Here is a 24614-nt window from a genome sequence, read left to right as displayed (position 1 = left end):
AGCTCAGGGTCGCGCGGTAACCACCCGCGCAATGCCGTCCAGATCCTTTATCACGGCGGCCGGGTGCATTCCCGCCGCGGCGAGAATTGCGGCCACCGCACTATCCTGTCCCGCGCCGACCTCCAGCACCAGAAGGCTGCCCCGTTCCAGATGCGATTTGACGCCGACCGCAATGCGCCTGAAGAAATCCAAGCCGTCGGGGCCTCCGCGCAGAGCCACCAGCGGTTCAAAATTCCGCACCTCTGCCTCCAGCCGGGCGACTTGATCGTCGACAATATAGGGCGGGTTGGAGATGACGAGATCGAACTTCCCCAAGGGAGGCCCGGCATCCAACCGCTCGAAAAGGTCAGCCGCAACGAAGCCGATTCGCTCCGCAACTTTGATGCTTACGGCGTTACGCCGGGCGAGGGCCAGCGCGGGCCGCCAGATATCAGATGCTACGACGCTAACCTCAGCCGCGTTTACGGCCAGCGCCACTGCGATTGCCCCCGATCCGGTCCCGAGATCGAGGACCCGAGCGCGCGGGTGGTCGGCGATGAACTCAAGCGCCACGTCAACCACCGTCTCCGTGTGCGGGCGCGGAATGAGCACCTCGCGGTTGACTTCGAAGTCCAGGGAATAGAACTCTCGTCGGCCCAGAATATAAGCCACCGGCTCGCGCGCCGTGCGCCGGGCCATCATCGGTGCAAACTGCGCAAGAGTTTGAGGGGACAGATCCACGCTGCCCGACAGCAACGCCGCGCGATCGACGTGGGTGGCCGCCGCCAGTAAAAGCTGCGCGTCGAGTTGCGCCGACTCGATCCCGGCCGCCGCCAGGCTTGCCGCAGCCGCTTCCATGACGACCGACGCTTTTGGGGTTTGGCTCGATGCGGTCGGTCGCGGCATTCGCGGTCAGGCGCTGAGCGCTTGTGCCTGCTCCTGGGTCGCGAGAGCGTCGATTACCGGGTCCAGTGCGCCGTCGAGAAATTGCTCGAGTTGGTGAATGGTCAGATTGATACGATGGTCGGTCACCCGCGATTGCGGGAAGTTGTAGGTGCGAATGCGCTCGGACCGGTCACCCGTCCCCACCATCGAGCGTCGGGTAGCTGCGATTTGCGCGTCCTGTTCGGCGCGGGCTTTTTCCAGCAAGCGCGCGCGTAGAATCTTGAGCGCGCGACCCTTGTTCTTATGCTGCGATTTCTCGTCGCGACACACGATAACCATGCCGCTTGGAATATGGGTGATGCGGACCGCGGAATCGGTCGTGTTCACGCTTTGCCCGCCGGGCCCGGAAGCGCGCATAACATCTATGCGCAGATCCTTGTCTTCGTTGATATTCACTTCCACTTCGTCAGCTTCGGGCATGACCGCAACCGTCACCGCCGAGGTGTGGATGCGTCCCGAGCCTTCGGTTTCGGGCACCCGCTGCACCCGATGAACCCCGCCCTCGTATTTGAGACGCGAGTAGGCGCCGCGTCCGCTGATAAGCGCGATCACCTCCTTGATCCCGCCGAGTCCCGTATCGCTGAGACTCATCGCCTCCAGTTTCCAGCCGTGGCGCTCGGCGTAGCGCGCGTACATGCGGTACAGTTCGCCCGCAAACAGTGATGCTTCCGCACCGCCCGTGCCGGCGCGAATTTCCAGGAGGACGTTTTTCTCATCATTGGGGTCGCGCGGGGTCAGAAGTTGCTTTAACTTTTGCTCGACCGCCTCTTGCTTCTTCTGCAATGCTGGGAGCTCCGCCTTGGCGAGTTCGCGCAACTCCGCGTCATCGCCTTCGAGAATCGACTTGTGCTCCGCTACCTCATCCAGCAATTTGCGGTACTCGCGCGCGCAATCGGTAACCTCCACCAGTTGCGCACGTTCCCTGGCCAGGCGCGCGAATTCGCGATTGTTGGCGATCGTCGCCGGGTCCTGGAGTTTCTTCTCCAGGTCCGCGAAGCGCTCTTCAATTCCTTTGATTTTGTCGAGCATCTTTCGACCAACTCGGAGCGCACTTCAGACCCCGAAACGAATCGCGGCGGGAATCACCCGCCGCAAATACCATTCTCCCGTCACCCTAAGACGTGCGACGCCCTGGGCGGCGGGAGCTCAAATGCTACTTCAGTCCGTACTTGCGCTTGAAGCGCTCGACGCGCCCCGCGGTGTCGACCAGGCGCTGCTGGCCGGTGTAAAACGGATGACAGTTCGAGCAGACCTCGACGTGCAACTCTTTGACGGTCGAGCGAGTCTCAAAGGTGTTGCCGCAGGCGCAGGTGACTATACAGCGGCGGTATTCGGGATGAATTTCGGTTCTCATCTAGGTGAATCTAACCACTCATTGCCATTTCGCCAACGATACCACCAGCGGTCACACCAGACAATTCCGCGGCTTTCTACGGCCATACTCCGATGCGCTTCTGTAGCGTGCGCGACGCTCTTGGTACTCGCCGGGACCGGTCTCGCCCGCGCCGAGACACCGGCGACCCACCCGGTACCCGCGCCCGGCTTTTCTGCGCCGGGCGAGTCCATCTTTAACACCGTTCTAGCATTGGCGCCTCCCGGTCCGTCACGCGCGCAACGTTCTCTTGCGATCGCCGACCGGCAGCTGGATTTTCAGGGGAAAATCTGGCTGCACCCCGAATTCAGTCCGCCGGTCCGCAAGCTTCTCGATCAGCTTCCGCCCCGTCAGGCCACCCTCATTCGTGCCGCGTCTCTGTACTCTCGCAAAGATATCGCCTGGACCGAGCTTCCCGAGAAGGCCCATCAGGTCTCCGTGATCGGTCAGCCAGCGCAAGAGGGCTACTTGTATGAGCTGACCACCAAATTTCAAACTCCGGAACTTCCCTTTCACCTGGTGGGCGCCTTCGCGCTTAAGCCTGTCCCCGGCTCAGTCGACGGCGATATTCGTGCGGTCGACGGTCAAGTTGGCGGCGATTTGCTCACCGACACGTACGGTGCCAGTGGCGCGTTGGCTTTTTTGGCGGCTTTGTTGCGCTTCATCCACGGCGACCTGCGCGCGCCGTGGGACACCCAACCTGGCGTGTTCAACCACCACGATCGCGCGATCCTCGATCGCTTTCACAACGATTTGCCCAACTTCTCAGCTAAGCTCGAGCACTACTTGAAGTTTCGCAACGTACTTGATGAGTTCTCTGGCTCCGGCGACCCGGTGGTTCTGTTCAATCTCGATGCAGAGTTACAAACAAATTCGCTAAAACCGTTTCCGCAGCTCGATCAATTCTATCGCTCGATCGCGCCTTCGGTAGTGGCCAAGACGGTGGTCACCGACTCGCACGGCAACCGCTGGTTCGAAACTCAGTTCAATCGCGGCCGCATGCGCACCATCTTCATGGTGCGCAGAGGATTGCTGACGCCTTTCAACGAGGCTTATCAGGCAGCCGCGGAAGGCGTCGACCTGACGCAACCTGGCCACGGCATCTATTACACCAGGACGTCGGTCACACTCACGCGGCTTGGATTGACCTTCGGGCTCAAGGATTTGAGCTTCGCGACGAATTTCCGGTCTGGTCCGGACACCGTGGAAACCATCAGCACAATGGAGGCCGTGCCAACGTTGGTGGCACCGCCCGGCATCCACAAAATCATCGATTTGATCGCAGGCGAATTCCTACGGGTGCTTGCGCAGGGCGATGGCGGCTTTCGCGCGACGTTTTCCTCCCGCCCCGAAGGCACCGGGCTCTATCGATGGACCGGGAGCGCGAATGCGGAATTCAGTTATGCTCCCGCGCTCGAACTGCTCGCCCGGGTAGGTGATTCGGTTGCCGATGCGCATTCCGCCGAAGTGAAACGCGAAGAGCGGCAACTGGGCCAGGAACTGTTCGACGCTTTCATGACTGATTACAATGACTCGCGGCCCAAGCTTCTTGCGCTCGACGGCGTCCAGAAAGGTAGCAGTGAGAACGCTCCGCTTCATCCTTAGTCTATTCCTGCTCTCTTCGATTGGCGCTTGCGGTCCGTCTGATATCGCGGGTCCCGAAGCGCCTTCGACGCCCCACTACGTGAACGATTTGTCGACGCTGTCCGCGAAACCGGTAGCCGAAATCAGCAATCCGCACGCGGCATACGAGGCCACCAACCAGACCGATTCGTACGGTCATGCTTTTGAGGGGAACCCCGGGAGCCAGCGCCACGTGGGCACCGACGCGATGCCTGCTGTCCAGCAACTCATGAATCTCAAGGCTGCTCAATACGCCAGTTTCTCGGGAAGCCTGCTCGACCAGCTGTGGGGTCAGGTGCGGCTGCGAGAGACCGATGACGACATCGCCCGTCTAAAATTGCCGGATACTCTCCAGCCCGTGGTCCTGACCGCGACGCTGGCACCCGATGGCAAACTCCGGGAAATCGTTATCGAACAGCGCTCGGGAAAGGCGATTATCGACAAGCTGTTTATCGAGGCCTGCAAGAAGTCCCTTTGGAGCAACAATCCGCCAAAGGCCGCCGCGCTTCCCAACGGCACCTACCAGGTTCGCATAGAGGGCCGCATAGAGAACTTCGCCTCCAATGATAAGCGCTGGACCTTCAAGACCTACATGGGCATCGCCGTATTGTAGCTTTTGCGCAAGCTCGACCTTCACGCGAGTCGGTCGACAGTCGTTCGCGCCTGAGAATTCGCGGGATTAGAACCGCCGGCCATCTCTGACCGGGAAGAAAAAGCCGGTAAGCGTAGGAACCCCGCACTCCGCTCTGCCCCACGCCATTTTCGTTTGATAGTATCCCGGCTGGTGCAGTCAATCTCCGAATACCTACCGCGCCCGGGCCTCTCGACACCGATCGTCACCATCCTGTCGCCCAAGGGCGAGGTGCTCGAGCAGGAACAGCGTGCCGCCGTACGGTACATCATTCAGGGAGGCCGAGGCGCAGATATTATATTCGCGGCTGGAACGACCGGCGAATGGGACCGAATGGACAATCGGGGACGCCAGACCGTCTCGCGAATCGTAGTCGATGAATGCCGGCGCGTCTCGCTCGCGATCGGTCGTCGAATCGAGGCGTGGGTCGGAATCACCGCGCACACGGGTGCTGAGACTCTGGCAAATCTGAAGTATGCCATCGAACTCGACTCCGATGCTGCGGTCGTTGCGCCGCTTTCGATTCGCGACGCAAGTTCACCACCCGACTTCGTGGAGCGCGAGGTGGGCGGGCTGTTCGAAAAACTGGGCCGGTCCATCCCGATATTCCTGTATGACAACGCCGACATCGCCGCGCCCGGCAAGTCGCCCCATCTCCACACCCGGGATGTAAAGAGGATGGCACGGCTAGAATACGTGCGCGGGGTAAAAGTCACTGCCGGTAAGACGGTGTTGGGCAACTACACCCGTGCCGCTTCGCACTTCAAGCTTTCCCATGAGTTCGCAATTTATGCAGGCGACCCCTACCTGATTTTCGACCTGTTCGCTCCCGCAGAAGGTATCGCCGGCTCGCTGCGCCATCGATGGAACCGCTACGTAACCCAACGTTCGATGCCCTATGGGGTGGTTGCGGGCCCAGCCAACCTCCTCCCGCGCGAATGGCAGCGAGCATGGCGGGTGTGTCGCGCCGGAAACGGCGAGCTAATAGCCCGTTACAGCAGCGCGGTCGAACGACTCCGCGCTGCCTGCATTTTCAAACGCGCGCGCAAGCCTTACGTGCCCGTCATCGCGTGCTACAAGGCCGCCCTGAAGGAGCTCGGCGTTGTTGGGAGCGATGCAGTCGCCCGGGGAACCCCATCGCTCGAGGACGCCGAACGACGGGAGTTCGCGGCACGCGTGGGGCGGATGTTCGAGCGCAATGCCGAGCAGCTGGAGCCCGGATGGGTCAGTGAATATGATGCGCATCCGGCGCTCGAGCGGGCGCCCGGAGTTCTTCGCGGGCATGGCTGACGGAAAACTCGACGTCGTAGGATGCGGCAGCATGGTCGTGGACCTGTTCTACCGCGCTCCACGAATCATCACCGCCGACGAAAAAACCATTCTGGACGCCCATGACGCGGGTGGCTCGGTGGAGCGTACCCAGGTGGGCGGCCTCGTACTCAACCATCTCGGTTGGGCGCGCGTGCTCGGACTCAGCGCCGGCATCTTCGGTAAGATGGGTGATGACGGGCACGGTGAATTCCTACGCGCCGGGATGGATCGGTTCGGCATCGCGCAGCACCTGACCCTCGACGGCAGTTCGAGTTCCTTCGCGACCGTGATCGTCGACGCGAATGGCGACCGTGCGATCTACATGGCGCGTGGAGCGACCGCGGAGCTACGGCCCCAGGAAATCCAGCGCCGTCACGGCGCTTTTATGAGACGCGCGAAAATAATCTCGACCGAAGTCTCCCAGCTGCCGCTCCCCACTGTGAATGCGATTTTGGCCTTTGCGCGCAAGCATTCAATTCCCAGCGTCCTGGACGTGGACCTTCCTGCCACCGACGCGGCCCAGATGCTTGGAACGCGCGCCGATCTCGAACGTGCGCTCCGGCTCGCGACAATACTGAAACCATCTAAGGCCGTCGCCGCGAGCCTTGCCGAATCGAAAAACGGCGACCCGCTTAAGATGGCCGAGAAAATTCGCGCCCGCTGGGGCAACCGCGCAGTGATCATCACCATGAGTGATCGCGGATGCGCGATTGCGGCCCGCGATGCTGCGCTCAAGGTGCCCGCGTTTCGGGTGAAGCAGGTCGATGCGACCGGCGCTGGAGATGCGTTTCTGGCGGGAATTCTGGCTGCGCTGCGCTGGAAGCTTCCCTGGGAAGCCGCGGGACGGCTGGCTAACGCTGCGGGCGCGGTCTGCATCAGGCGCCTCGGCGCCTTCCCGGAACGATTCGAGCTGCGCCGCGAAATCCTCGACCTTTACGGCGCGACGCTTCCCGAAACCCAGTCCGTGCGCAGCGATGGGTTCCGCGCGCCGTCGCCGGTCGAACAGGCCGAGCACGAGGTTCGGGAAATCGAGCGATTCTTCGCGCAGTCGTTGGACGAGCTAAAAATTCTCCGTGGTGGTCTCGACCTCGGCGCTCTCGCCCGTGCCGTGGAAATGATCCGGCAGGTCCAGGCACGGGGGGGCCGGGTGCATGTAACCGGAGTGGGCAAACCCGAGCACGTCGCACGGTATGCGGCGAGCCTCTTCTGCTCGGTCGGCACACCCGCCACCTTTCTGCACGCAACCGAGACCCTGCACGGCAGTCTCGGACAGGTACATCCTCACGACATCGTGATCGCGATTTCCAACAGCGGTAACACCGAGATCTGTTCCGCCGCCATTGCGATCAAGGAGCAGGGCGCCGAACTGATCGCGGTAACCGGCAATCGCAACTCCGATCTGGCGCGGCTGGCTGATCTCGTCATCTGCGCGCCAGTGCGGCAGGAAGGTGGCGGGCTGGGCCTGGCCCCGAGAATCAGCGTGCTCGCGGAAACCTTCGTGCTGGCGGGTCTGTCAGTAGCTCTCGAAGTAGCGCGCGGCCTGACGGCCGAGGAGTACAGCCGTTTCCACCCCGCCGGCGCGCTGGGCGACGCTGCCCGCCGCTTAGCCCGCGACGGCAATCCGAAGAGAAAGAGCTGATCCGATTGTCCGCTCCATGACCCTGGACGCTAGAGCGAACGCCCTAAGGCAATTTTTCGCAAGGGCTCAAGCAGCGTGGCGATGATGCTCGGCCGTCATCAGCGCAGCCGACCTTTCTTTGTTCGCGTTGCCGTCGCTGAGTCCGGGTCTCACTACCGCCCTACAAACCGGGGCGGCCGCTTCTGCTGAAATGCGCCGATGCCCTCCCTGTAGTCCGCAGTCCTCCCCGCTGCCCCCTGTGCTTGAGCCTCGCAGCGCAGCACCGCGAAGAGTCCCAGACCCTCCTCGTCGATTCGCCGCATCAGCCGCTTTGATTCCGCAAACGCGGCCGTCGGCCCCTTTGCGACCTGCGCTGCAACCGAGCGCGCGTGCTCAACCAACTTCTCCTTCGGCAAGCTTTGATTAACAAGCCCCCACTGTGCCGCCTCCACTCCGGAAAGCAGGCGGCCGGTATAGATGAGCTCCAGCGCGCGATGCGAGCCCAGGCGGGCCGCAAAAAATGAGTGCCCGCCCGAGTCGAGTACCGCGCCAATCCGCGCGAACGGCGACCCTATCTTCGCGTCATCCGCGCAGTACACCACGTCGCAGGCCAGCGCCATTCCGAGCCCCACGCCGAGGCAAGCCCCGTGCACTGCGGCAAAGGTCGGCGCCGGAAAAGCAGCGATCCGCTTGATGATCGGGTTGACCATGCCTTCCAGAATGGCTTCGGCGTCTTCGTTGCCAGGGTCGGCATCCGCCAGATCGCGTCCGGCGCAGAATCCCGCGCCCTCGCCCCTCAGCAACAGCGCTCGTACCGCGGCCCGCTCGACCCGCTCAAAAGCGGCAACGAACTCCTTCGCCATCGCCTCGTTGATGGCGTTTAGCTTGTCGGGACGGTTGAGAACGATTTCAGCAAGCGAATCTTTAATCGTCAGATCGACCGCCATGTGATTGCCTCCGGGTGGGCGCGGACAGAAAACCGGTCAGAACACCGGAATTATGTCGTCCGCGGTAATGTCGCCGACCTCGACTCCATCGATATCGAGTTCGGGAATCGCCGGAAACTGGATGCCCCATCGTTCGACGAGCTTGCGCACCCGCGCGATCGCCAGCCGCCAATTGTCTGCCTGTTGCTCGTAGGTGAGGATTCCCAATCCCGCTTCGCGCGCGACCCGCAGCAGAATGCGATGGTTGTGCAAAAAATAGTCCGGCAGGTCCCAGAACTGATTGGGCGGCTCCCACAACACCATCGACAGGAACACGAAGCCGGCGCGGAGTTGTTTGGTGATGAACTCGCGATGCTCATCGGTGAGCCCCGGCCACTGCTTTTCGAGCAGGCTTATGCAGATTTGCAGATGCCGCGCTTCATCCCGCCCGATCGCGTTGAACACTTGGCGAAACACCGGATGGGTCGTGGCGCGTGACATTCCGTGGAACAGGGTCGAAGAAGCAACCTCCCCCATCATGAAGGAAGTGAAAATGATCGCGAGTGGGTAACGATCGATCGCGCGGTTATAACCGGTCCAGTAGCGTCCGCCGTTGTGGTAGAGCCAGTCGATATTGTTGAGCGCGACCTGCTGCAATTCGCTGCGCGGGGTGAAGCCCTGCGGTCCGCCGGGCACCAGCTTCTCGATCACGCGGCGGCAGCACTCCTCGTGGTTGTTTTCGTCACGGGTGATGGAAAAGAAACACTTGCGGACGGGGTCCTCCTCGTGCGCCTCCCAGGCGCGGATGGTGGCGCGGGCGAACACCGCCGGCCCCGAGGAATCGAAGTTGGAAAGCAGCGCCCACCAGTACATGATCGCCACCTTCTCGTCGTCACTGTAGGATTCGGGTGAGAGTTCCTCCCAGGGTAAGTCGGACGGATTGAAGCCCTCGCGTTTCGCGCGCTCGTAGATCTCGCGGAGCTTGGGCGTTTCGCAGCGCCACTCCATCGGGAAGATATTGGGTTGCTCGACCTTGGGCGCCGGAATCAGTCCGCCGGCGGGAATGATGAACTCGCTCATGGCTGCGTCCTCACACATCGAAGGTTATCAACCTTTTGGTAGATTTTCAAGGCGCCGTGGACGGCGGGCCTCGAGCCCTTCGAACACGATCCCAAATACCGCCCGCGCGATGCCCGCTGCATCCAGCGCGCCCTCGGGCCGGTACCACTCGCTTACCGAGTTGAGCATGCCGAACAACAGCCGCGTCGCCAGCCGCGCATCCAGGTCGCTCCTGATCTCGTGGGCGCGCTGCGCGGCGGCAAAGTAGCGCGCAGCCCGATGATCGAATTCTCGCCGACGCTCAACGATGCGCCGTTCCGCGCGGGTATTGCCGCGCACCCGCAGCAAGAGCGCCACTTCCGGCAGCATCGTGACGGTAATTTCGATCGTACGCTTGATGATGTGCCGTAGGCGCTCGAGCGACGGCCCGCGCCGCGCCGCGGTCTCCTGCAGCACGGCGTGCAGCGCATCAAACGCACGCCCCACCCCGCGCTCGAGCAGCTCTTCCTTGCTGCTCACGTGATAGTAGACGCTGGCCTTGGTTATTCCGGCCGCCCGCGCCACGTCATCCAGCGAGGCGCCATCATATCCCCGCTCCAGGAACACGCGGACCGCCACGTCCAGAATTGCGTCGCTGTTGTAAGGTCTCCGCTCCTTCGCCGATGGTCGTCCCACGGGTCCCCCTCCGATGCCCTCCAAGTGTGCCGCGCACCGGAGGTGGTTTCCAGCCGCGATCCTAAAAAGACTGCTTGTCGCGACCGCGTGCTCGCCTTAAGTTGGTAGCTTTGTGAAACTTCCACCGGCCATCCGGACCGCACGGTCATCCGATCTCCGCGAGCTCCTTGGCCTGGTCGGCGCGTACTACCGCTTCGACCGGATCCGCTTCGAGCGCAGGACGATTGGCGGCGCGCTGAGCACGCTGCTTCGCAAACCCGCATTGGGCCGGGTCTGGGTGGCACAAGGCCGCGAGCGATTGGTCGCCTACCTGGTGCTGACCTTCAACTACGATCTCGAGTTTGGCGGTTTCGAAGGCATGATCACCGAGCTGTACGTCGAAGCGCGCTGGCGGCGGTTTGGGATCGGGCGACGGCTGATCGACCTGGCGCGTTCCTTCTGCCATAAATCAGGCATCGATACGCTCGAACTGCAGGTGTCCAGAAATAACCGCAAGGCGCGCGCGTTCTACAAATCGCTGGGCTTTCGCGAATTCGATCGGGTGGTCATGGCCATCGATGCAGCTCCAGCTCTGCCGTCGAAGAGGGACGTCCGATCATGAAGTACGGAATCGCCATTCGAAACATGGGACCGCAATCGAATCGCACCACCTTCCGCGCCTGTGCACGAAGCGCGGAAGACACGGGCTTCGATGCGCTCTTCGTGTCCGACCATCTTTGCATTCCGCCCGATCAGACCGAGGGCTCCGGAGGCCGCTACCTCGACGTGCTCGCGGCGCTCGCCTACCTGGCTGGCATGACGAGCCGCATCCGGATCGGGGTCTCGGTGCTGGTTCTGCCCTATCGGCCGGCGGTGCTGACTGCCAAACAGGTTGCAACCATCCAGGAATTGTCGGACGAGAGAATGATCCTCGGGGTCGGCGTCGGATGGATGAAGCCGGAATTCGATGCGCTCGGGGTTGAGGTGCGCAAACGTGGTGCAGTGACCACCGAGACGCTGCGCGTGCTTCATCACCTGTTCGGCAATCGCGAGGCGATCGCCTATGAAGGCAAGCTGGTAAAGTTTCCGGCCTTTGTGTTCGAACCGCATCCAAAACGCCCGCCCCTCTGGGTTGGCGGCGGCAGCCCCAGGGCGCTGGAACGGGTCGTGGAATTCGGCGACGGATGGCATCCGATGCAGCGTGCGGCGGAACTTAAACCTCTGGTTGAGGATTTACGCGCGCGGGTGCGCGCCGCCGGCAAACCCGAGCCCGAAATAGTAGTCCGGCGCGGCATGAAGCTCGACGACATCGCCTCGGCTCGCGCCAAGCTCGACGCGGAACGGGAGGCTGGGGCGACCTATTTCATCCTGGACCTCGGGCGTTACCCCGACGAGCGAGATTTCACCCGCAGCGCAGAAAAGTTTATGGGCAAAGTCGTGGCCTAGCAGCGGGCACTTGGTTGCCAAGCATGTTCAGTACTTCGTTTGAAAAGCTCCCGGTCACGCGAAAGCGTCACCGCGACTTGTAGTACGGCTTGGTCGGTCGCTGGGCAACCAGCGGCGACCTTGCCCCGAATCCGAGACCCTTGGTGCTCCGCGCGCGAGGTTTCACGCTCAGATAACCCCGTCGCGCTTCAACGACTCCAAGTCCGCCTCACTCAGGCCCAGCAATTCGGCGTACACCCGCTGGTTATCGTGACCGACCGCCGGCGACCCGCGCACCACCTTACCCGGGGTCAAGGAAAACTTGGGCGCGATTCCGATTCCCCTCACCCGGCCCGCCTGCAAATCCTCCCATTCGATATGCATCTGGCGGGCGCGGTATTGGGGATCCTCGGCCATGTCCTTGCTCGTCATGATCGGCGAACATGGCACCTTGCCTTGGGCCATCGCATGAACGACCTGCGCAACCGTGCGCTCCTCGATCCAGCCGCGCAACATCGCGTCGAATTCGATTCCTTCGATCGACTCGAGATTGGTTCGCGCGCTCTGCCACTTCGGGTCCGCAGGGTCCAGACCGATAACTGTCAGCAGCCGGTTATAAACCTCCCCGAGTGCACCCATCACGACCCATCCGTCTTTGGCCTGAAACGAATCGAGCGGCTGAAATCCCTGTGCCCGGTTGCCCGAACGCTCGCGCACGACTCCTTCCTGAAAATACTCGACCATCGTGCCGCCGAGCGTCTTGTGGATCGCCTCGTACTGGGCAAGGTCTATCGCTTGTCCCCTGCCAGTCGAGCGGGCATAGGTGAGACCCGCCAATGACGACCACAGCGTGAACAACGCGGTAACGTAGTCCCCCGTCCAGGGCGCGGCGCGGGTGGGAGGAGTCGGGTCGGGATAGCCGGTCTGATACATCATGCCTCCAACCGCCTGCCCCACCACGTCATACGATGGACGCATGACGTAGTCTGGATCGCCGGTCTGTCCGAACCCGCTCACGTGCGTAATGACCAGTTTGGAATTGACCTTCCAGACCATCGCGTCATCGAGTTCCCATTTCGGATAGGTCCCCGGCTTCGAGCTTTCCATCCAGATGTCCGCACGCGCGAGCAACTTCAGCAGAAGCTCGCGGCCGCGCGGCTTCGTCAAATCGAGCGTCACGCAGAACACGTTGCGCCGTTCCTGAACCCAGGTCGTCGCGACCGCGGGCCCGTCCCCGGAGTTCTTGAGGCGTACTCCGATAGTGCGCCACCCACTGTCACCAACCACCGGCCGTTCTACCTGGATGACTTCGGCGCCCATCTCCGCTGCCAGCTCGGCGGCGAACGGTTGTGCGATCAAGGTCCCGGTCGAAACGATCTTCACTCCCTGGAGCGGACCAAATTTCTCGAGCAGCAAGCTATCTTCCGGCATGCGACTGGGCTTTCTTTTCCAACAGGATCGTTGGAATGATGCCCCGATCGCTGCCACGCGGCAACCGACACCCGCATGCGTTTCCAGTTATCGGCAGGCCCCGCCTTGGCGGTCTGTCCTCCCACCCCAGAGTATCGGGGCTTAGGTCTGCGTCCGCTGAACTGATGCTTCGGTCTCCTTTTCGAAAAATGAGTAACTTGTGGTCCCTCCGTGGCAACGTTCGCTTGGACTGGTCCGCCGCAGCGCACCCTTTTCAGCAAGGTGTCAAACGGCGCATCATGTCCACGCAGATCCCAAGCACACCTCGGCGGCGACACAAACCATTTGGCGAAGGTCCCACCGGCATGGCTCGCGGAATTCCGAACCGATCGCTGCACAATGTGAGGGTTTTCAAGACCGGACCGAGTAAATCCAAAAATGTTTCCCTCTATTCGATTGCCGAAGTGGCGCTGGGCCAAGCGTAGAGAGCTGCATTTTCCGGCCATCGGAGGCAGGTTATGATGAGGAAGCGGCACGCGCCGCTTATGGGTGAGGACCACTTTCGATGAACGGCTCCATCAACCAGCGAGAGCTTTTGTTTAAGGCGGGTGCCGGCCTGGCTGGCGGTGCTTTGGGATGGCTCCCGGTCGAACTCAGCAGCCACGGACACACGCTGACCGAGCAAATGAACGCGTGGAGCGTGGTTTGGTCCTACGCTGCGATGGCGATTCTTTCGGGCCTGATCGGCGGCATGATCGTGGCTGCGGAAAGCCAGCACCTCGATTTGAGCGGGGCGACCCAGCGCCGTTTTGCGCGCGGGTTCATTATCTGCGTGTTGCTTGCACTTCCGGCCAACTATTTCGCCAATTGGGTCTTCAGCGCGATCCTGAACTTCGGCGGCTGGAGCCTCAGTCACGAAGGTTCGACCTTCTATCTCTTTTGTGCTCGCGTGCTGAGCTGGGCGATCATGGGCGCGATGCTCGGCGCCGGGGTCGGAATCTCGACGCTGCGACTACCAAACATTCTCAAGGGTGCGATCGGCGGGTGGGTTGGCGGCTTGGTCGGAGGCCTCCTCTTCGACCCCCTCGGCAATCTCATCGCGAGCGGAATCGGCTCACAGGGACTCGCCTCACGCTTCATCGGGCTCTGTTCCATCGGTCTTGCAATCGGCCTGTTCATCGGCCTGGTCCAGGAACTCACCAAAGCCGCGTGGATCACCGTCGAGCAGGGACGTTTGAAGGGCCGGCAATATCGCGTCGATGCCGCGCGGGCAACCTTAGGCAGGGCGGAAGAAAACCCGATCGGTCTCTTCGGCGATAGCGCCGTGCAACCGCGCCACGCCGTGATCGAGCTCAAGAACTCCGCTTATACGATTCGCAATCTTGCCGTGCAGGATGGCACCTTCGTCAACGGAGAGCGAATCGAAACCAAGCCCCTCAACGACGGCGACCAGATTAGGATTGGCGGCTACGAGCTGAAGTTCCGCTTGCGTCAGGCAGCGGGCACGGTGCGGGCGCCGATGCCTCGTGCCGCGCCGGGTTTGAGTTCGACCGTTGCCGCCACCCCGCGGGTAAGCGGCCCCTGTCTAGTCGATGGTTCCGGGCAACGTTTCGCCCTTCGCCCAGGTGCCGTGATCCGCGTGGGACGGGCCCCCGACAACGACATTGTCATCAACGATTCGTCGGTTTCGCGCCATCATGCGAGTATCGAATCCATCAACGGCAGATTTGAATTGCGCGACCTGCAAAGCCAGAACGGAACTTACGTCAGCGACGAACGCGTGACCCAAAGGCCAATCGCCGATGGCGACTTGATAAGGCTGGGGCAGGCGCCATTTACCTTCCGTGCCTGAACCGGATTTCGAGCAAGCCCGCTATTGTTGGCGATGCGGCCAGCCGGTCGTAGTTACCGGGGCGCAGTTCTGCAAGGACTGCGGCGCCCCATTGGCAGGCGGTCATTTTTTCGCTCTTAATCCGGGGTTCAACCCGGTGCTCGCCGCAGTGTTGAGCATCATTCCCGGCCTGGGGCACATATATAAGGGACGCCCCGCGCGCGGGTTGACGTGGTTTTTCGGAGTTGCGTTCGCGTACTCTGTCGGCCTCCCGCTCGGACTTCTGCTCCACGTGATCTGCGCATCGAACGCCGCCTTGAAAGGCGCGCTCGAAGACGATGCCTTCATGCGGCTCAGGCACAATCGACGCAGGAATCGGCGCCGGCGGCCGGGGCCTTTTGGAGAGCAACTATAGAGAGCCAATGATCGCAGCCGACACCATAGTTGGCGGACGTTATCGCGTCGTCAAACCGCTGGGCGGCGGCGGCATGAAAATGGTCTATCTCGCCGAGGATCTGCGGCTGGCCGCGCGTCCCTCGGCGCTGGCGGAAATGGTGGATTCTTTTACCAGTCCCGAGATGCAGAAGCAGGCCATTGCCGCGTTCCAGCGTGAAGCCGACATGCTCGCGCAGCTCTCCAACGAACATATCCCGCGGGTCTTCGATCGCTTCAGCGAGCAGAATCGGCACTACCTGGTGATGGAATTTATCGACGGCATCACGCTCGAGCAGAAGCTGCACGAGGCTGGCGGGAAATTGCCCGAGCAGGAGGTCGTAGAAATAGCCCTGCAAATCTGTGACACGCTCCAGTACCTGCACAACCTGGAACCCCCGGTCATTTACCGCGACCTCAAACCCTCAAACGTCATGCTGGCTACCTACGGGCAGGTCAAACTAATCGACTTCGGCATCGCGCGACTGTTCCAGCCCCAGAGCAACGCCACCATGATTGGCACCCAGGGATACGCACCTCCCGAGCAGTATCGCGGCAAGGCCGAGTTCCGCTCCGATCTCTACGCGCTCGGCGCAACCATGCATCACGCGCTCTCGGGCCGGGATCCCGCCGTCGAGCCGCCCTTCAGTTTTCCGCCGCTCGGGTCGCTGTGCCCGGCCGTCACCCAGGAACTGGCAGAACTGGTCGACCAATCGTTGCAATACAATGTGGTCTTGCGCATCCCCGATGCCGTCGCATTCAAGGGTCGGTTGCTTTCAGTGCAGTCGGGTGACGCCGCCGACCGTGCGTCGCCGGCAGCGAAACCCGCGCCTCGCAAAGGCGGGCGCAACGCGCGACTAGGAGCGCCGCCAAACACTGATCCGTCCGCGCCGCCGTCGTCGACTGCCCCAACCGTGCTGGTCACTCCTCGTGAGGAGATCTCGTGTCCTCGATGTGGCCGCTTGATTCCCTCGGACTCGCGCTTCTGTTCGTTCTGCGCCGCGCCGGTGGCTATCGTCCTGGGCCCGGAACAGGTGAGTAACGACGCCGAGACGGTCACGCTCGGCGACTTTCCCGGCCATCGCGATTTCCCGCAACCGGAACGCGTTCGTCGTCGCCCGGGTAGGCAAAATCCGGCCCTATACTATCTGCTTCTGGCCGGCCTGTTTGCGGTCGCGTTCGTTCTCACCAGCCTCATCGCGCGCACCATGGTCCATGAGCCCGAAGTGCCCCCGCCGCCCGATGTAGCTCCGGAGAGCAGCGTACCGCCCAGCGAGCGGCTGGAGGCGCTGCGCCATGAACTCGACGCCGACGGATACCAGAAGGTGAATTTCCGGCTCGATGGCGACACCCTCGTCGTGTGGGGTACGGTAGCGTCGGAATTCGATCGCGCGAACATCCGCTGGCTCGCCTTTCGGGTCGCGGGAATTGTTTCAATTGTCGATCACATCCAGGTGCATGACACCTTTGCAGAGCCATGATCGTTGACCTTCACGTACACACCAAATTGTCGGCCGATTCCCAGGTCTCGGCGGAGCAATACCTGGAGTTCGCGGCCCGCAATCAGAGCGGCCTCGGCGCAATTTGTTTCACCGAACATCGCCGCTATCCAACCGAAGCCGAGATCGAACGCGCCTACGCGGAATTGTCGGAGCGCTACGGAATCCGGGTGTTCAGGGGCATCGAAGCCGACACCGATTTGGGCCACCTGCTTCTGTTCGGAATCAACGGCGAAGTCATGCGCCGCTTCGACCTGACCAGCCGCATGCTCAAAAGTGACCACCTGATCGAAGTAATCCATCACCAGGGCGGCATCGCGATTCCCGCCCATCCATTTCGGGATTCCGGTTACGGAGTGCGTCTCGATGCGTTGCTCGCGCGCCACGGCGCGGCGCTGGGGGCGATCGAGGTGCTCAACGGCCAGAATTCCCCGGCCGAGAATGAACGCGCCTCAGATGCCGCCCTCAAGCTCGGAATGACGGCGGTGGGCGGCAGCGATGCACACTTTGCCAGCGGAAAGTGGTTCCTCACTTGCGCCACCGAACTTGAACGGCCAGTCACGACGGTGGAGGAACTGTGCACGGAACTTCGCGCCGGCAGGGCGAAGCCGTACATCTTCCCCGGTGACGGCACCCAGCGCCCAAGCTGAACGAAGGGTTCTCACAATCGTGAGTTCGCGCACTAGCAGGGGCGCTCGCGCCGCCCCCCACCTTTGCGTGCGCCCAAACCGCGGCCGAAACGTCACCCCGACGCCACCGAGGCGGGCTGTTCTAGCTCGCGCTCGAACTTGCGGATATCGCCGGGACGGCCGGCGGTGATTATCAGATCACCGGCATTCAAGGTTCCGTCCGGGGTGATTGGAGTGAAGCCGGCGTCCGGATTTTTGACACTGCGCAGCGCCAGAACGGTAACCGAAAAGCGCGCGCGTGGATCCAGCTCCCGGATTGTCTTTCCGGCCGCCGCCGGCGGAATCTCCAGCCGAGTCACACGGTATCCGCTCGCCCAATAAATCGGCTCATCACGCGTTGCGATCGAACCCACCGACGCGGTGACGCGATTGAGAGCCTGCACGATGTGCTGGCGCGTCACCAAACCGAGAAACTTCCCGCCGTAGCGGCGTTCCACGACTGGCAGTTCCTCGATCCCCTCGTGTTCCATGATCTGGCTTGCCGAGTACAGGTTCTCGGTAGCCAGAACCTCGGCACAATTCGCTTCCGCAATATCGTAAGCATTGACCAACGGACCTAAGTCCCGCCCGCCGGCAAGCAAACCGAGCAAGGCGCGCGTCACGATGAGCCCCGACAGTCCCCCTTCGCTGCTAACTACCGGCAGCGTCGATTGCGAAGTCTCGCCGGCAACTCGGAGGAGATCGGCCAGAGCCGTGTTCTCGCGCACCAGCGCGACCTCCTTGGTCATCACCGCGCTTACCGGAATCTGCGTCAACGCCAATCGTTCCTGGCTGATTTGTAGGGTCTTGCCTTCGCGGGCAAGCCGGTAGGTGTCGATCGATTCGCCCTCGATCGCGCGCGCGACTACCAATGCGGTAACGGTCGCGATCATCGCGGGAAGCGCGATGTCGTATCCTTGGGTCATCTCGAAAAGCAGGAACAGCGCGGTCAGCGGCGCATGGGTGGTGGCCGCAAGAAAGGCACCCAAACCGACCAATGAGTACGAACCGCGCGGACCGGTCAGGTGCGGCAACAGCATCGCCGACAGGCGTTGAAACGCCCCGCCCGCCATGGTCCCGATGAAAAAAATCGGGCCAAACACTCCTCCCGGCGCTCCGCAGCCGAGTGAGACGCTGGAACCCACAAACTTTGTCACCGTCAACGCGGCGAGCGTGGCCAGGCCGAACTCACCCGCCATTGCGCGATTGATTACCGGGTACCCGTCGGAGAGATTGTCCGGCCACCCGATCGCGATAATACCCACCAGCGCAAGTCCCAATTCGATTTTGGCCCAGTCCGGCACTTGCATCTTTCGAAATGCGCCCGCGGTGAAATGAAAAAACCGGATGAAGGCGGCGCCCATCACGCCGAGCACCACGCCCAAAATCCCGTACGTGAACATCTCCCAGTAGCTGCGCAGCTGAAACTGCGGCACCACGAAGACACTGTGGCTGCCCTGAAACGCGTGCGATGCGACCACCGCGGTGGTCGTCGCGATGATGAGCAGCGTAAGATTCGCAAGCTCCGTGTGGCCCAGCAGAACGATCTCCTGCGCAAACATAAGCCCGCCGATTGGCGCGTTGAAGGTAGTCGCGATGCCCGCCCCCGCCCCTGCCGCAACCAGCACTTTCACCCGGTCCGGGCTCAGGTTGCGCAGCCGCGCAACCGCGGACCCGATGGCTCCGCCTATCTGGGCGATGGGGCCTTCGCGCCCGACCGACGCGCCACAGCCCAGCGAGAGCGACGCACCGATCGCCTTGACGAACATCCAACGCCGCTTGATGCGCGGATTGCCGAGATTTATTTGCTCCAGGAACTGCGGAAAGCCGTAGCCGAGGACGTCCTCCGGGAACACCCGGTCAACAAGCATGATCAAAAACCCGCCGCTCATCAGTACCAGCGGAATCAGCAGGCGGAAGTAACCGCCCCGCTCAATTCCCAGCGCGGTCCATAGGACCTGTTGAAAGAGCCAGGTGAAAAATTCTATGAGGGCCCGAAAGCCGAAATTCCCGAGCGCGCCCAGCACTCCGACCATCACCGACAACAAGATGAGCTGCACGTATTCGCGTTGGTCGGTGCGCAACCCGAAGCCTGGCGCTCTCATCTTCCCGCTCCGCAATTGATCATGCCGTCAATCCTAGAGGCCCAGAAAGCGGCGTAGGGTCTTGAGAAAAGCGCCGAGCTGGTCGTGATGCACCCAATGTCCGGCCTTTTCGATGGTATCGGTCTGGGCGCTGCGAAATGCCGAGAAACGTCCATCCTTGACCCAATCGCCAGCCCACGATTCCGCGCCCCGAATCAGCAGCGTGGGACAGGTGATTCGGCCCCAGATCTCGCGCGCGTCGCGAGTGTTGAACACGTAGGGCGAAGTTGCGTGCACGTAGTTGTCGAACTTCCAGGAATAGGTACCGTTCTCGTTGCGCCGCACGCCCCACACCGTCAGGTGCAGCGCCTGCTCCTGGCTCAGATGGGGATTCGCTTCGCGCATCCGGCCCAGCGCCTCCTCTATGGAGGAGTACTCGCGGACCTTGCGGCGGGCGAGATCCTGCATTTGTCCGATCCAGTTGCCCATCCGAGCGTGCGCCGGTGTCTCCTGGATCATGTGCGGAGGCGGACCCATGCCCTCGATGGAGACGACCTGCTTGAGCGAGGACGGATAGACGCCCGAGTACTGGAGAACGATGCTGCCCCCCAGGGAGTGTCCGATGAGGGTTGCGGGCTCGGACGCCACGGCGCGCATGAGCTGGGTCAGATCCAGCACGTAATCGATCATCGAGTAGTTTCCGCCCACCGCCCAATCCGAGTCCCCATGACCGCGCAGGTCGGGCGCGATGATGTGGAAGTGATCGCGCAGATCGAGCGCGACCCAGTCCCAGTTGCGGCAGTGATCGCGGCCCCCATGCATCAGCACCAGGAGCGGGCGACCGGGATTCCCCCAGTCGACGTAGTGAAGCTTTAGGCGCTGCGAATAGAAGTAATGGGACGTGGGCCCGATAATGCTATCGGCCATTATTTTGGTAACTCCTTCAGGCCAGAAAGATGCGCCCGCAGCGCGGACTTACAAAGTCGGCCGGATATCTTCGAGTGCATCGCGGGCGGTACGCACCGCGAATTCGATTTCCTCGTCGCCGATGACGAACGGCGGGGTGAGCATCATCGCGTCGCCGCGGCCCTGCCCTGCCATTCCGTTTGCCGGGTAGAAGAACAGCCCGCGCCGCAGCGCCGCGGCCAGCACTTTGTTGGTGACTCGCTTCTCGGGCGCAAACGGCATGCGGGTGGCCTTGTCGTGCACCAGCTCGATGCCCCAGAACAGTCCCGAACCCCGTATGTCCCCCACCATCGGATGACCCGACAACTCCTCGCGCAGTTGCGCTCCCAGCCGCGCACCCACTTGCGCCGAACGTTCGACGAGCTGCTCACGCTCCATGATCTCGAGCACGCCGTCGGCGACCGCGCACGTCACCGGATGCGAACTGTAGGTGTAGAACATGAAGTCGGCCTTGCTGCGCTCCACCTCTTCAACCAGCTCTCCGCGCACGGCGCACACGCCCATCGGCAAATACCCGCCGGTAAGACCCTTGCCGCCCACCAGGATATCCGGAACCACGTTCCAATGGTCGACCGCAAAGCGCCGGCCCGTGCGGCCAAAGCCCGTCATCACTTCATCGGCGATGAGCAAAACGTCGTACTTCGAGCAGATCTCTCGAAGACGCGGCCAATATTCCTTTACCGGAGGAACCGCACCGCCCGCCGACCCCATCATCGGCTCGGCGATAAACGCCGCAATCGAGTCGGCGCCCAGCTCGAGAATTTTTTGCTCCAGCGCCGCGGCGCAATCCAGGTCACAGCCCGGGTAGGTCTTGCCCCACGGGCATCGGTAACAGTACGAGGGCGGAATTTTTGGCCAGTCGATAAGCACCTGCTCGTAATCCGCGCGCCGGCCGGTGCCGGCCGCAGACAATGCTGCGATGGTGTTGCCGTGATAGGAGAACTGCCGCCCAACGATCTTGTTCTTGGTGATCTTGCCGCGGACCTTGTGATAAAGAAGCGCAAATTTGAAGGCCGCCTCGTTCGCTTCCGACCCGCCGCTGGTGAAGAAGAATCGGTCGATGCCCGCGGGTGTCCACTTGAGCAACCGTTCGACCAGCCGCTCGCGCTCGGGCGAGGTCCAGACCGGGAGAACGTAGTCGAGGCGCGCGATCGTCCGGCGGGCAATTTCGGCAATTTCCTCCCGCCCCTGTCCAATATTCACAACCACCGCGCCGGCCCCGCCATCGAGGATCTTGCGGCCGTCGCGCGTGTACAGCCAGGGCCCCTCAGCCCGCTCGATCGCGATCGGATCGTGCGGCCCGCGTATGAACATCGCTTCGCTTTGCGGCATGCCGCAATGATAGATGGACCTCGCGGCACCGGGCAATCAGGGCTGCCCGCAGGCAGGGAACCGATCAGAGCGACTTGTAACTGCGATCGACCATCGCGTCGATGCGCTGCTCCAGGTCCTTCTGGTTCGCGGTCCTCCGGGCGATGATCCTCCCGAACGAAATGCGCCGCGGCGCGGTCCAGGTTTCCGGGTCCCAGATCCGGGAGCGCAGAAGCGCTCGGGCACATTGAAAATAGGCCCGCTCGATCGAACGCGGACTGCCACCATCGCGGGTTTGCCCCGGGCGCCTAGTTCCTGGAGCAAGTCCGAATCGGCAAGGATGACGGCCTTGCCGTTTATCCGTAGTGTTTCCCCGGCGTTGGGCAGCAGAGCGATAATTCCGACGTTCGGATTCTCGACAATGTTCTGAAGGCTGAACGCTAGGTTGTTGCCGTTGCGCTCCGGCAACACGATGGTCCGCGGGTCCTCGATTCGTACGAATCCCGGCTCGTCGCCGCGCGGCGAAACATCGATTCGTCCGTCGGTACCCGAGGTTGACAGCAGCAGAAATGGTGAAGCAGCGAGGAATGCGGAGGCCTGCTCGTCCAGGTGATCAAGAATTTTCGCCTCGACCAGCTTGGCCGGCTGAGGAACGATCGCTCGCAGCTCCGCGATGGTTTGGACCGGTTTGCTCATGACCTGCTCCCGTCGTCTCACTTTACCGAACCGTCGGCACGCCACTTTTCGATCTGCTCGTCCGAGTATCCGAGTCCGTGCATGACTTCCTCGGTGTGCTGTCCCAAGGTCGGCGCCAGCGATCGAATCGAGCCTGGGGTCTCCGATAGCTTTACTGAAATGCCCACCTGCTTCACCTTGCGGCCCTCGAGCGTATCCAGTTCGACGATCATTTTGCGCGCTTGAACCTGGGGGTCGGCCTCAACTTCGTCCAGGGTGTTCATCTTGCCGACGCATACGTCGGTCCGACTCAGAATCTCGAACCATTCGTCGCGCGTCTTGGTCCGAAAGATGGCTCTGAATGATTCCTGGATCTCCGCGCGCCGCGCGGAATTGTATTCGTGCTCGACCAGATCCTCGCGTCCGAGCGCGCGGCAAAGATTCGCAAAAAACCACGGCTCGATGGCGCCGATGGTGATGATCTTGCCGTCTTTGGTCTCGTACAGATTGTAGTTGGGAATTGCCCCGTCGAGCGGGGTCTCGCCGCGGGCGGGCAACCTCCCGTTGGCAAAGAAGCTCGCGAACGACTGCGCCATGAGCGCCATCGAACCATCCATCATCGAGATGTCGACATACTGCCCGCGGCCGGTCTGAGTGCGCGCGACCAGCGCGGCCAGGATTCCAATCACGGCGTGCATGCCGCCCCCCGCGTAGTCGGCGATCAGGTTGTGCGGGATGGTCGGCAACTGGCCCGCTCTTCCGACGATGGAAAGGACTCCCGCGGTGGCGATGTAGTTGAGGTCGTGACCCACCAGGTTGCGGTATGGACCGTCCTGTCCGTAGCCAGTTATGGCGCAGTAGATCAATCGGTCGTTGCGAACCGACATCTGCTCGTAGCCGATTCCCAGGCGTTCAGCCACGCCGGGCCGATACTCCTGCACCAGTACGTCGGCGCGCTGAACCATGCGCCGAAACACTTCCTTGCCCGGTCCGCTCTTCAGGTTGAGCCCGATGGATTTCTTGTTGCGATTGAGCGCGTTGAACGGCGAACCGCTGAAGGGCGCGCCGGGACCCTCGGTGCCTGCCTTGCCTGCTTGCTCGGCGCGCCGCCCGGTGGGGGGACCCGGTTCCTCGATCTTGATTACGTCGGCGCCGAGGTCGCCAAGAATCATCGTACAAAAAGGGCCCGGCGCAAGCTTGGTCAGATCGAGCACCTTGATTCCGGCAAGCGGCGGTTGTGGCATCGTGATGTCTCCTACGCGAAGGCCTGGGCGAGCCAAGCGGCGGCTGCTAGGAATTTGATTTAGTGGGTTTGTGCAACGCGCGCAAATTGCGCTCCGGTCGCTTTTTCGACTCGCCCCTAAAGCACTGCCGCACGGACTCTCGCCAACCGCTGGGCAAGCGACTTTAGGCCGCTCACCATATGGACGCCGTACCAGTGCAGGTCTCGACCGCTGATTGTCAGTACCCGACGTGCGAGACCGGGCGGCAGGACCGTACGCAGTTCGTCGACGTCCTTGTCGCTGAATTCATAGGGTTCGTCTGGCAGAAGCACCACGTTCGGCCGCAGTTCGATTGCTTCGTCGAGCGTGGTCGCTGGATAACGCTCGCCGGCCGCCGCGTAGACGTTATTGAATCCCATCATGCGAAGGACATCGTGCGCATAGGTATCGGCGTTGAACGCCATCCACGGCTTCTTCCAGATCGGGCAAAAGGCGCGCAGCCGAAGCTTGGCCCACACGCCCACATCCGCTTCGACTTCGCTGACGGTGCGGGTGATCTCGCGCGCCATCGCGTCAGCCTCCGCTTCGCACCCCGCGACTCGACCGATCTTGAGTAACGACTCGACCGCGGCAGGCACCGTGCGCGGATAGGTGATCAGAACCGGGAACCCCTGCGTGCGCATGCGCTCCACGTCTTCACGTCGATTCTCCTCCGCATTCGCGATTATGAGGTCGGGCGCCAGCGTAGCGATGGTGCGCAAGTCGGGGTTCTTGGTGCCCCCGACTTTTCTGATCGACTCGACTCGCTCCGCTGGCTCCACGCAAAATTTCGTGGCCCCGACCACCCGCTCACCGAGTCCCAGAGCGAAGAGGGTCTCGGTCCAACTGGGCACCAGCGAAATAATCCTGCCAGGCGAGCTCGCCAGGTCCACCTTAAAGCCGAGGTCGTCTATTACCTGCACATGCGGCATC

General features: G+C 62.1%; 23 protein-coding genes. 10 read left to right on the top strand and 13 right to left on the bottom strand.

The genetic code is table 11. From position 1 onward, the window contains the following. Nucleotides 1–3 precede the first annotated feature (3 nt). The 3 genes from prmC to rpmE all read right to left on the bottom strand — a co-directional run bounded on the left by prmC (nucleotide 4) and on the right by rpmE (nucleotide 2278). Entirely contained in the window at nucleotides 4–885 is an 882-nt protein-coding gene (prmC, locus tag VGI36_17845) for a peptide chain release factor N(5)-glutamine methyltransferase (GenBank protein HEY2487011.1), read from the bottom strand. 6 nt (nucleotides 886–891) lie between these two features. Beyond that, nucleotides 892–1953 carry a peptide chain release factor 1 gene (gene prfA / locus VGI36_17840; protein HEY2487010.1) on the bottom strand — a complete coding sequence of 354 codons (1062 nt, stop codon included), beginning with the start codon at nucleotides 1951–1953 and terminating at the stop codon, nucleotides 892–894. A 124-nt stretch (nucleotides 1954–2077) separates the two neighbouring features. Then, the gene (gene rpmE, locus VGI36_17835) at nucleotides 2078–2278 is read right to left on the bottom strand and encodes a 50S ribosomal protein L31 (protein HEY2487009.1); all 201 of its coding nucleotides are present in this window, start codon (nucleotides 2276–2278) and stop codon (nucleotides 2078–2080) included. A gap of 120 nt (nucleotides 2279–2398) precedes the next feature. On the opposite strand from rpmE, the gene VGI36_17830 reads away from it, so the two are divergent. The 4 genes from VGI36_17830 to VGI36_17815 all read left to right on the top strand — a co-directional run bounded on the left by VGI36_17830 (nucleotide 2399) and on the right by VGI36_17815 (nucleotide 7500). Continuing rightward, nucleotides 2399–3901 (top strand): hypothetical protein, encoded by a 1503-nt coding sequence (locus VGI36_17830; protein HEY2487008.1) that lies wholly within the window; start codon nucleotides 2399–2401, stop codon nucleotides 3899–3901. After that, the gene (locus tag VGI36_17825) at nucleotides 3876–4532 is read left to right on the top strand and encodes a hypothetical protein (protein HEY2487007.1); all 657 of its coding nucleotides are present in this window, start codon (nucleotides 3876–3878) and stop codon (nucleotides 4530–4532) included. The genes VGI36_17830 and VGI36_17825 overlap by 26 nt, the downstream gene beginning before the upstream one ends. A 171-nt stretch (nucleotides 4533–4703) precedes the next feature. After that, nucleotides 4704–5840, top strand: a complete 1137-nt coding sequence (locus VGI36_17820; protein ID HEY2487006.1) for a dihydrodipicolinate synthase family protein — start codon at nucleotides 4704–4706, stop codon at nucleotides 5838–5840. Beyond that, the gene (locus VGI36_17815) at nucleotides 5833–7500 is read left to right on the top strand and encodes a PfkB family carbohydrate kinase (GenBank protein ID HEY2487005.1); all 1668 of its coding nucleotides are present in this window, start codon (nucleotides 5833–5835) and stop codon (nucleotides 7498–7500) included. Before VGI36_17820 ends, VGI36_17815 begins: the two co-directional genes overlap by 8 nt. Before the next feature lie 152 nt (nucleotides 7501–7652). Here VGI36_17815 and VGI36_17810 read toward each other — a convergent pair whose 3' ends face one another. From VGI36_17810 to VGI36_17800, 3 genes are read right to left on the bottom strand one after another with little or no spacing between them, the layout of a single operon-like run. Next, nucleotides 7653–8426: an enoyl-CoA hydratase-related protein gene (locus tag VGI36_17810; GenBank protein ID HEY2487004.1), complete on the bottom strand. Its 774-nt coding sequence runs from the start codon at nucleotides 8424–8426 to the stop codon at nucleotides 7653–7655. Nucleotides 8427–8462: 36 nt separating this feature from the next. Then, nucleotides 8463–9485 carry a hypothetical protein gene (locus VGI36_17805; GenBank protein ID HEY2487003.1) on the bottom strand — a complete coding sequence of 341 codons (1023 nt, stop codon included), beginning with the start codon at nucleotides 9483–9485 and terminating at the stop codon, nucleotides 8463–8465. Nucleotides 9486–9512: 27 nt separating this feature from the next. Beyond that, complete coding sequence (locus VGI36_17800) at nucleotides 9513–10139, bottom strand: TetR/AcrR family transcriptional regulator (protein HEY2487002.1); 627 nt, start codon at nucleotides 10137–10139, stop codon at nucleotides 9513–9515. Nucleotides 10140–10251: 112 nt separating this feature from the next. Between VGI36_17800 and VGI36_17795 the strand changes: the two genes are divergently transcribed. Both VGI36_17795 and VGI36_17790 read left to right on the top strand, forming a co-directional pair. Beyond that, a complete protein-coding gene (locus VGI36_17795) occupies nucleotides 10252–10740 on the top strand; it encodes a GNAT family N-acetyltransferase (GenBank protein ID HEY2487001.1) in 489 nt (162 codons plus the stop codon). Continuing rightward, on the top strand, nucleotides 10737–11564 hold the full coding sequence (locus VGI36_17790; GenBank protein ID HEY2487000.1) for a TIGR03619 family F420-dependent LLM class oxidoreductase: 828 nt from the start codon (nucleotides 10737–10739) through the stop codon (nucleotides 11562–11564). The genes VGI36_17795 and VGI36_17790 overlap by 4 nt, the downstream gene beginning before the upstream one ends. Nucleotides 11565–11732: 168 nt before the next feature. Here the strand turns inward: VGI36_17790 and VGI36_17785 are convergent, their stop codons facing one another. Further along, nucleotides 11733–12974, bottom strand: coding sequence for a CoA transferase (locus VGI36_17785; protein ID HEY2486999.1), 1242 nt, complete (start codon nucleotides 12972–12974; stop codon nucleotides 11733–11735). 544 nt (nucleotides 12975–13518) lie between these two features. Here VGI36_17785 and VGI36_17780 point away from each other — a divergent pair. The 4 genes from VGI36_17780 to VGI36_17765 are packed head-to-tail and all read left to right on the top strand — an operon-like array spanning nucleotide 13519 to nucleotide 17365. Continuing rightward, on the top strand, nucleotides 13519–14805 hold the full coding sequence (locus VGI36_17780; protein ID HEY2486998.1) for an FHA domain-containing protein: 1287 nt from the start codon (nucleotides 13519–13521) through the stop codon (nucleotides 14803–14805). Next, complete coding sequence (locus VGI36_17775; GenBank protein ID HEY2486997.1) at nucleotides 14798–15199, top strand: DUF6677 family protein; 402 nt, start codon at nucleotides 14798–14800, stop codon at nucleotides 15197–15199. The genes VGI36_17780 and VGI36_17775 overlap by 8 nt, the downstream gene beginning before the upstream one ends. A 7-nt stretch (nucleotides 15200–15206) precedes the next feature. Beyond that, the gene (locus tag VGI36_17770; protein HEY2486996.1) at nucleotides 15207–16697 is read left to right on the top strand and encodes a serine/threonine-protein kinase; all 1491 of its coding nucleotides are present in this window, start codon (nucleotides 15207–15209) and stop codon (nucleotides 16695–16697) included. After that, complete coding sequence (locus tag VGI36_17765) at nucleotides 16694–17365, top strand: PHP domain-containing protein (protein ID HEY2486995.1); 672 nt, start codon at nucleotides 16694–16696, stop codon at nucleotides 17363–17365. Before VGI36_17770 ends, VGI36_17765 begins: the two co-directional genes overlap by 4 nt. A 92-nt stretch (nucleotides 17366–17457) precedes the next feature. Here the strand turns inward: VGI36_17765 and VGI36_17760 are convergent, their stop codons facing one another. The 6 genes from VGI36_17760 to VGI36_17735 all read right to left on the bottom strand — a co-directional run bounded on the left by VGI36_17760 (nucleotide 17458) and on the right by VGI36_17735 (nucleotide 24613). Then, a complete protein-coding gene (locus VGI36_17760; GenBank protein ID HEY2486994.1) occupies nucleotides 17458–19488 on the bottom strand; it encodes a chloride channel protein in 2031 nt (676 codons plus the stop codon). Nucleotides 19489–19521: 33 nt separating this feature from the next. Continuing rightward, nucleotides 19522–20394: an alpha/beta hydrolase gene (locus VGI36_17755; protein HEY2486993.1), complete on the bottom strand. Its 873-nt coding sequence runs from the start codon at nucleotides 20392–20394 to the stop codon at nucleotides 19522–19524. Between the two features lie 48 nt (nucleotides 20395–20442). After that, nucleotides 20443–21765, bottom strand: coding sequence for an aspartate aminotransferase family protein (locus tag VGI36_17750; GenBank protein ID HEY2486992.1), 1323 nt, complete (start codon nucleotides 21763–21765; stop codon nucleotides 20443–20445). A 36-nt stretch (nucleotides 21766–21801) separates the two neighbouring features. Continuing rightward, the gene (locus tag VGI36_17745) at nucleotides 21802–22440 is read right to left on the bottom strand and encodes a pyridoxamine 5'-phosphate oxidase family protein (GenBank protein HEY2486991.1); all 639 of its coding nucleotides are present in this window, start codon (nucleotides 22438–22440) and stop codon (nucleotides 21802–21804) included. Nucleotides 22441–22457: 17 nt separating this feature from the next. Continuing rightward, entirely contained in the window at nucleotides 22458–23663 is a 1206-nt protein-coding gene (locus VGI36_17740) for a CaiB/BaiF CoA-transferase family protein (protein ID HEY2486990.1), read from the bottom strand. A 116-nt stretch (nucleotides 23664–23779) separates the two neighbouring features. Beyond that, the gene (locus tag VGI36_17735; GenBank protein HEY2486989.1) at nucleotides 23780–24613 is read right to left on the bottom strand and encodes a helical backbone metal receptor; all 834 of its coding nucleotides are present in this window, start codon (nucleotides 24611–24613) and stop codon (nucleotides 23780–23782) included. Nucleotide 24614: the final 1 nt, after the last annotated feature.

This window comes from Candidatus Binataceae bacterium, from assembly GCA_036495685.1.
Classification (GTDB): Bacteria; Desulfobacterota; Binatia; order Binatales; family Binataceae; genus JAFAHS01.
This window is presented reverse-complemented; position numbering and strand designations above follow the sequence as displayed.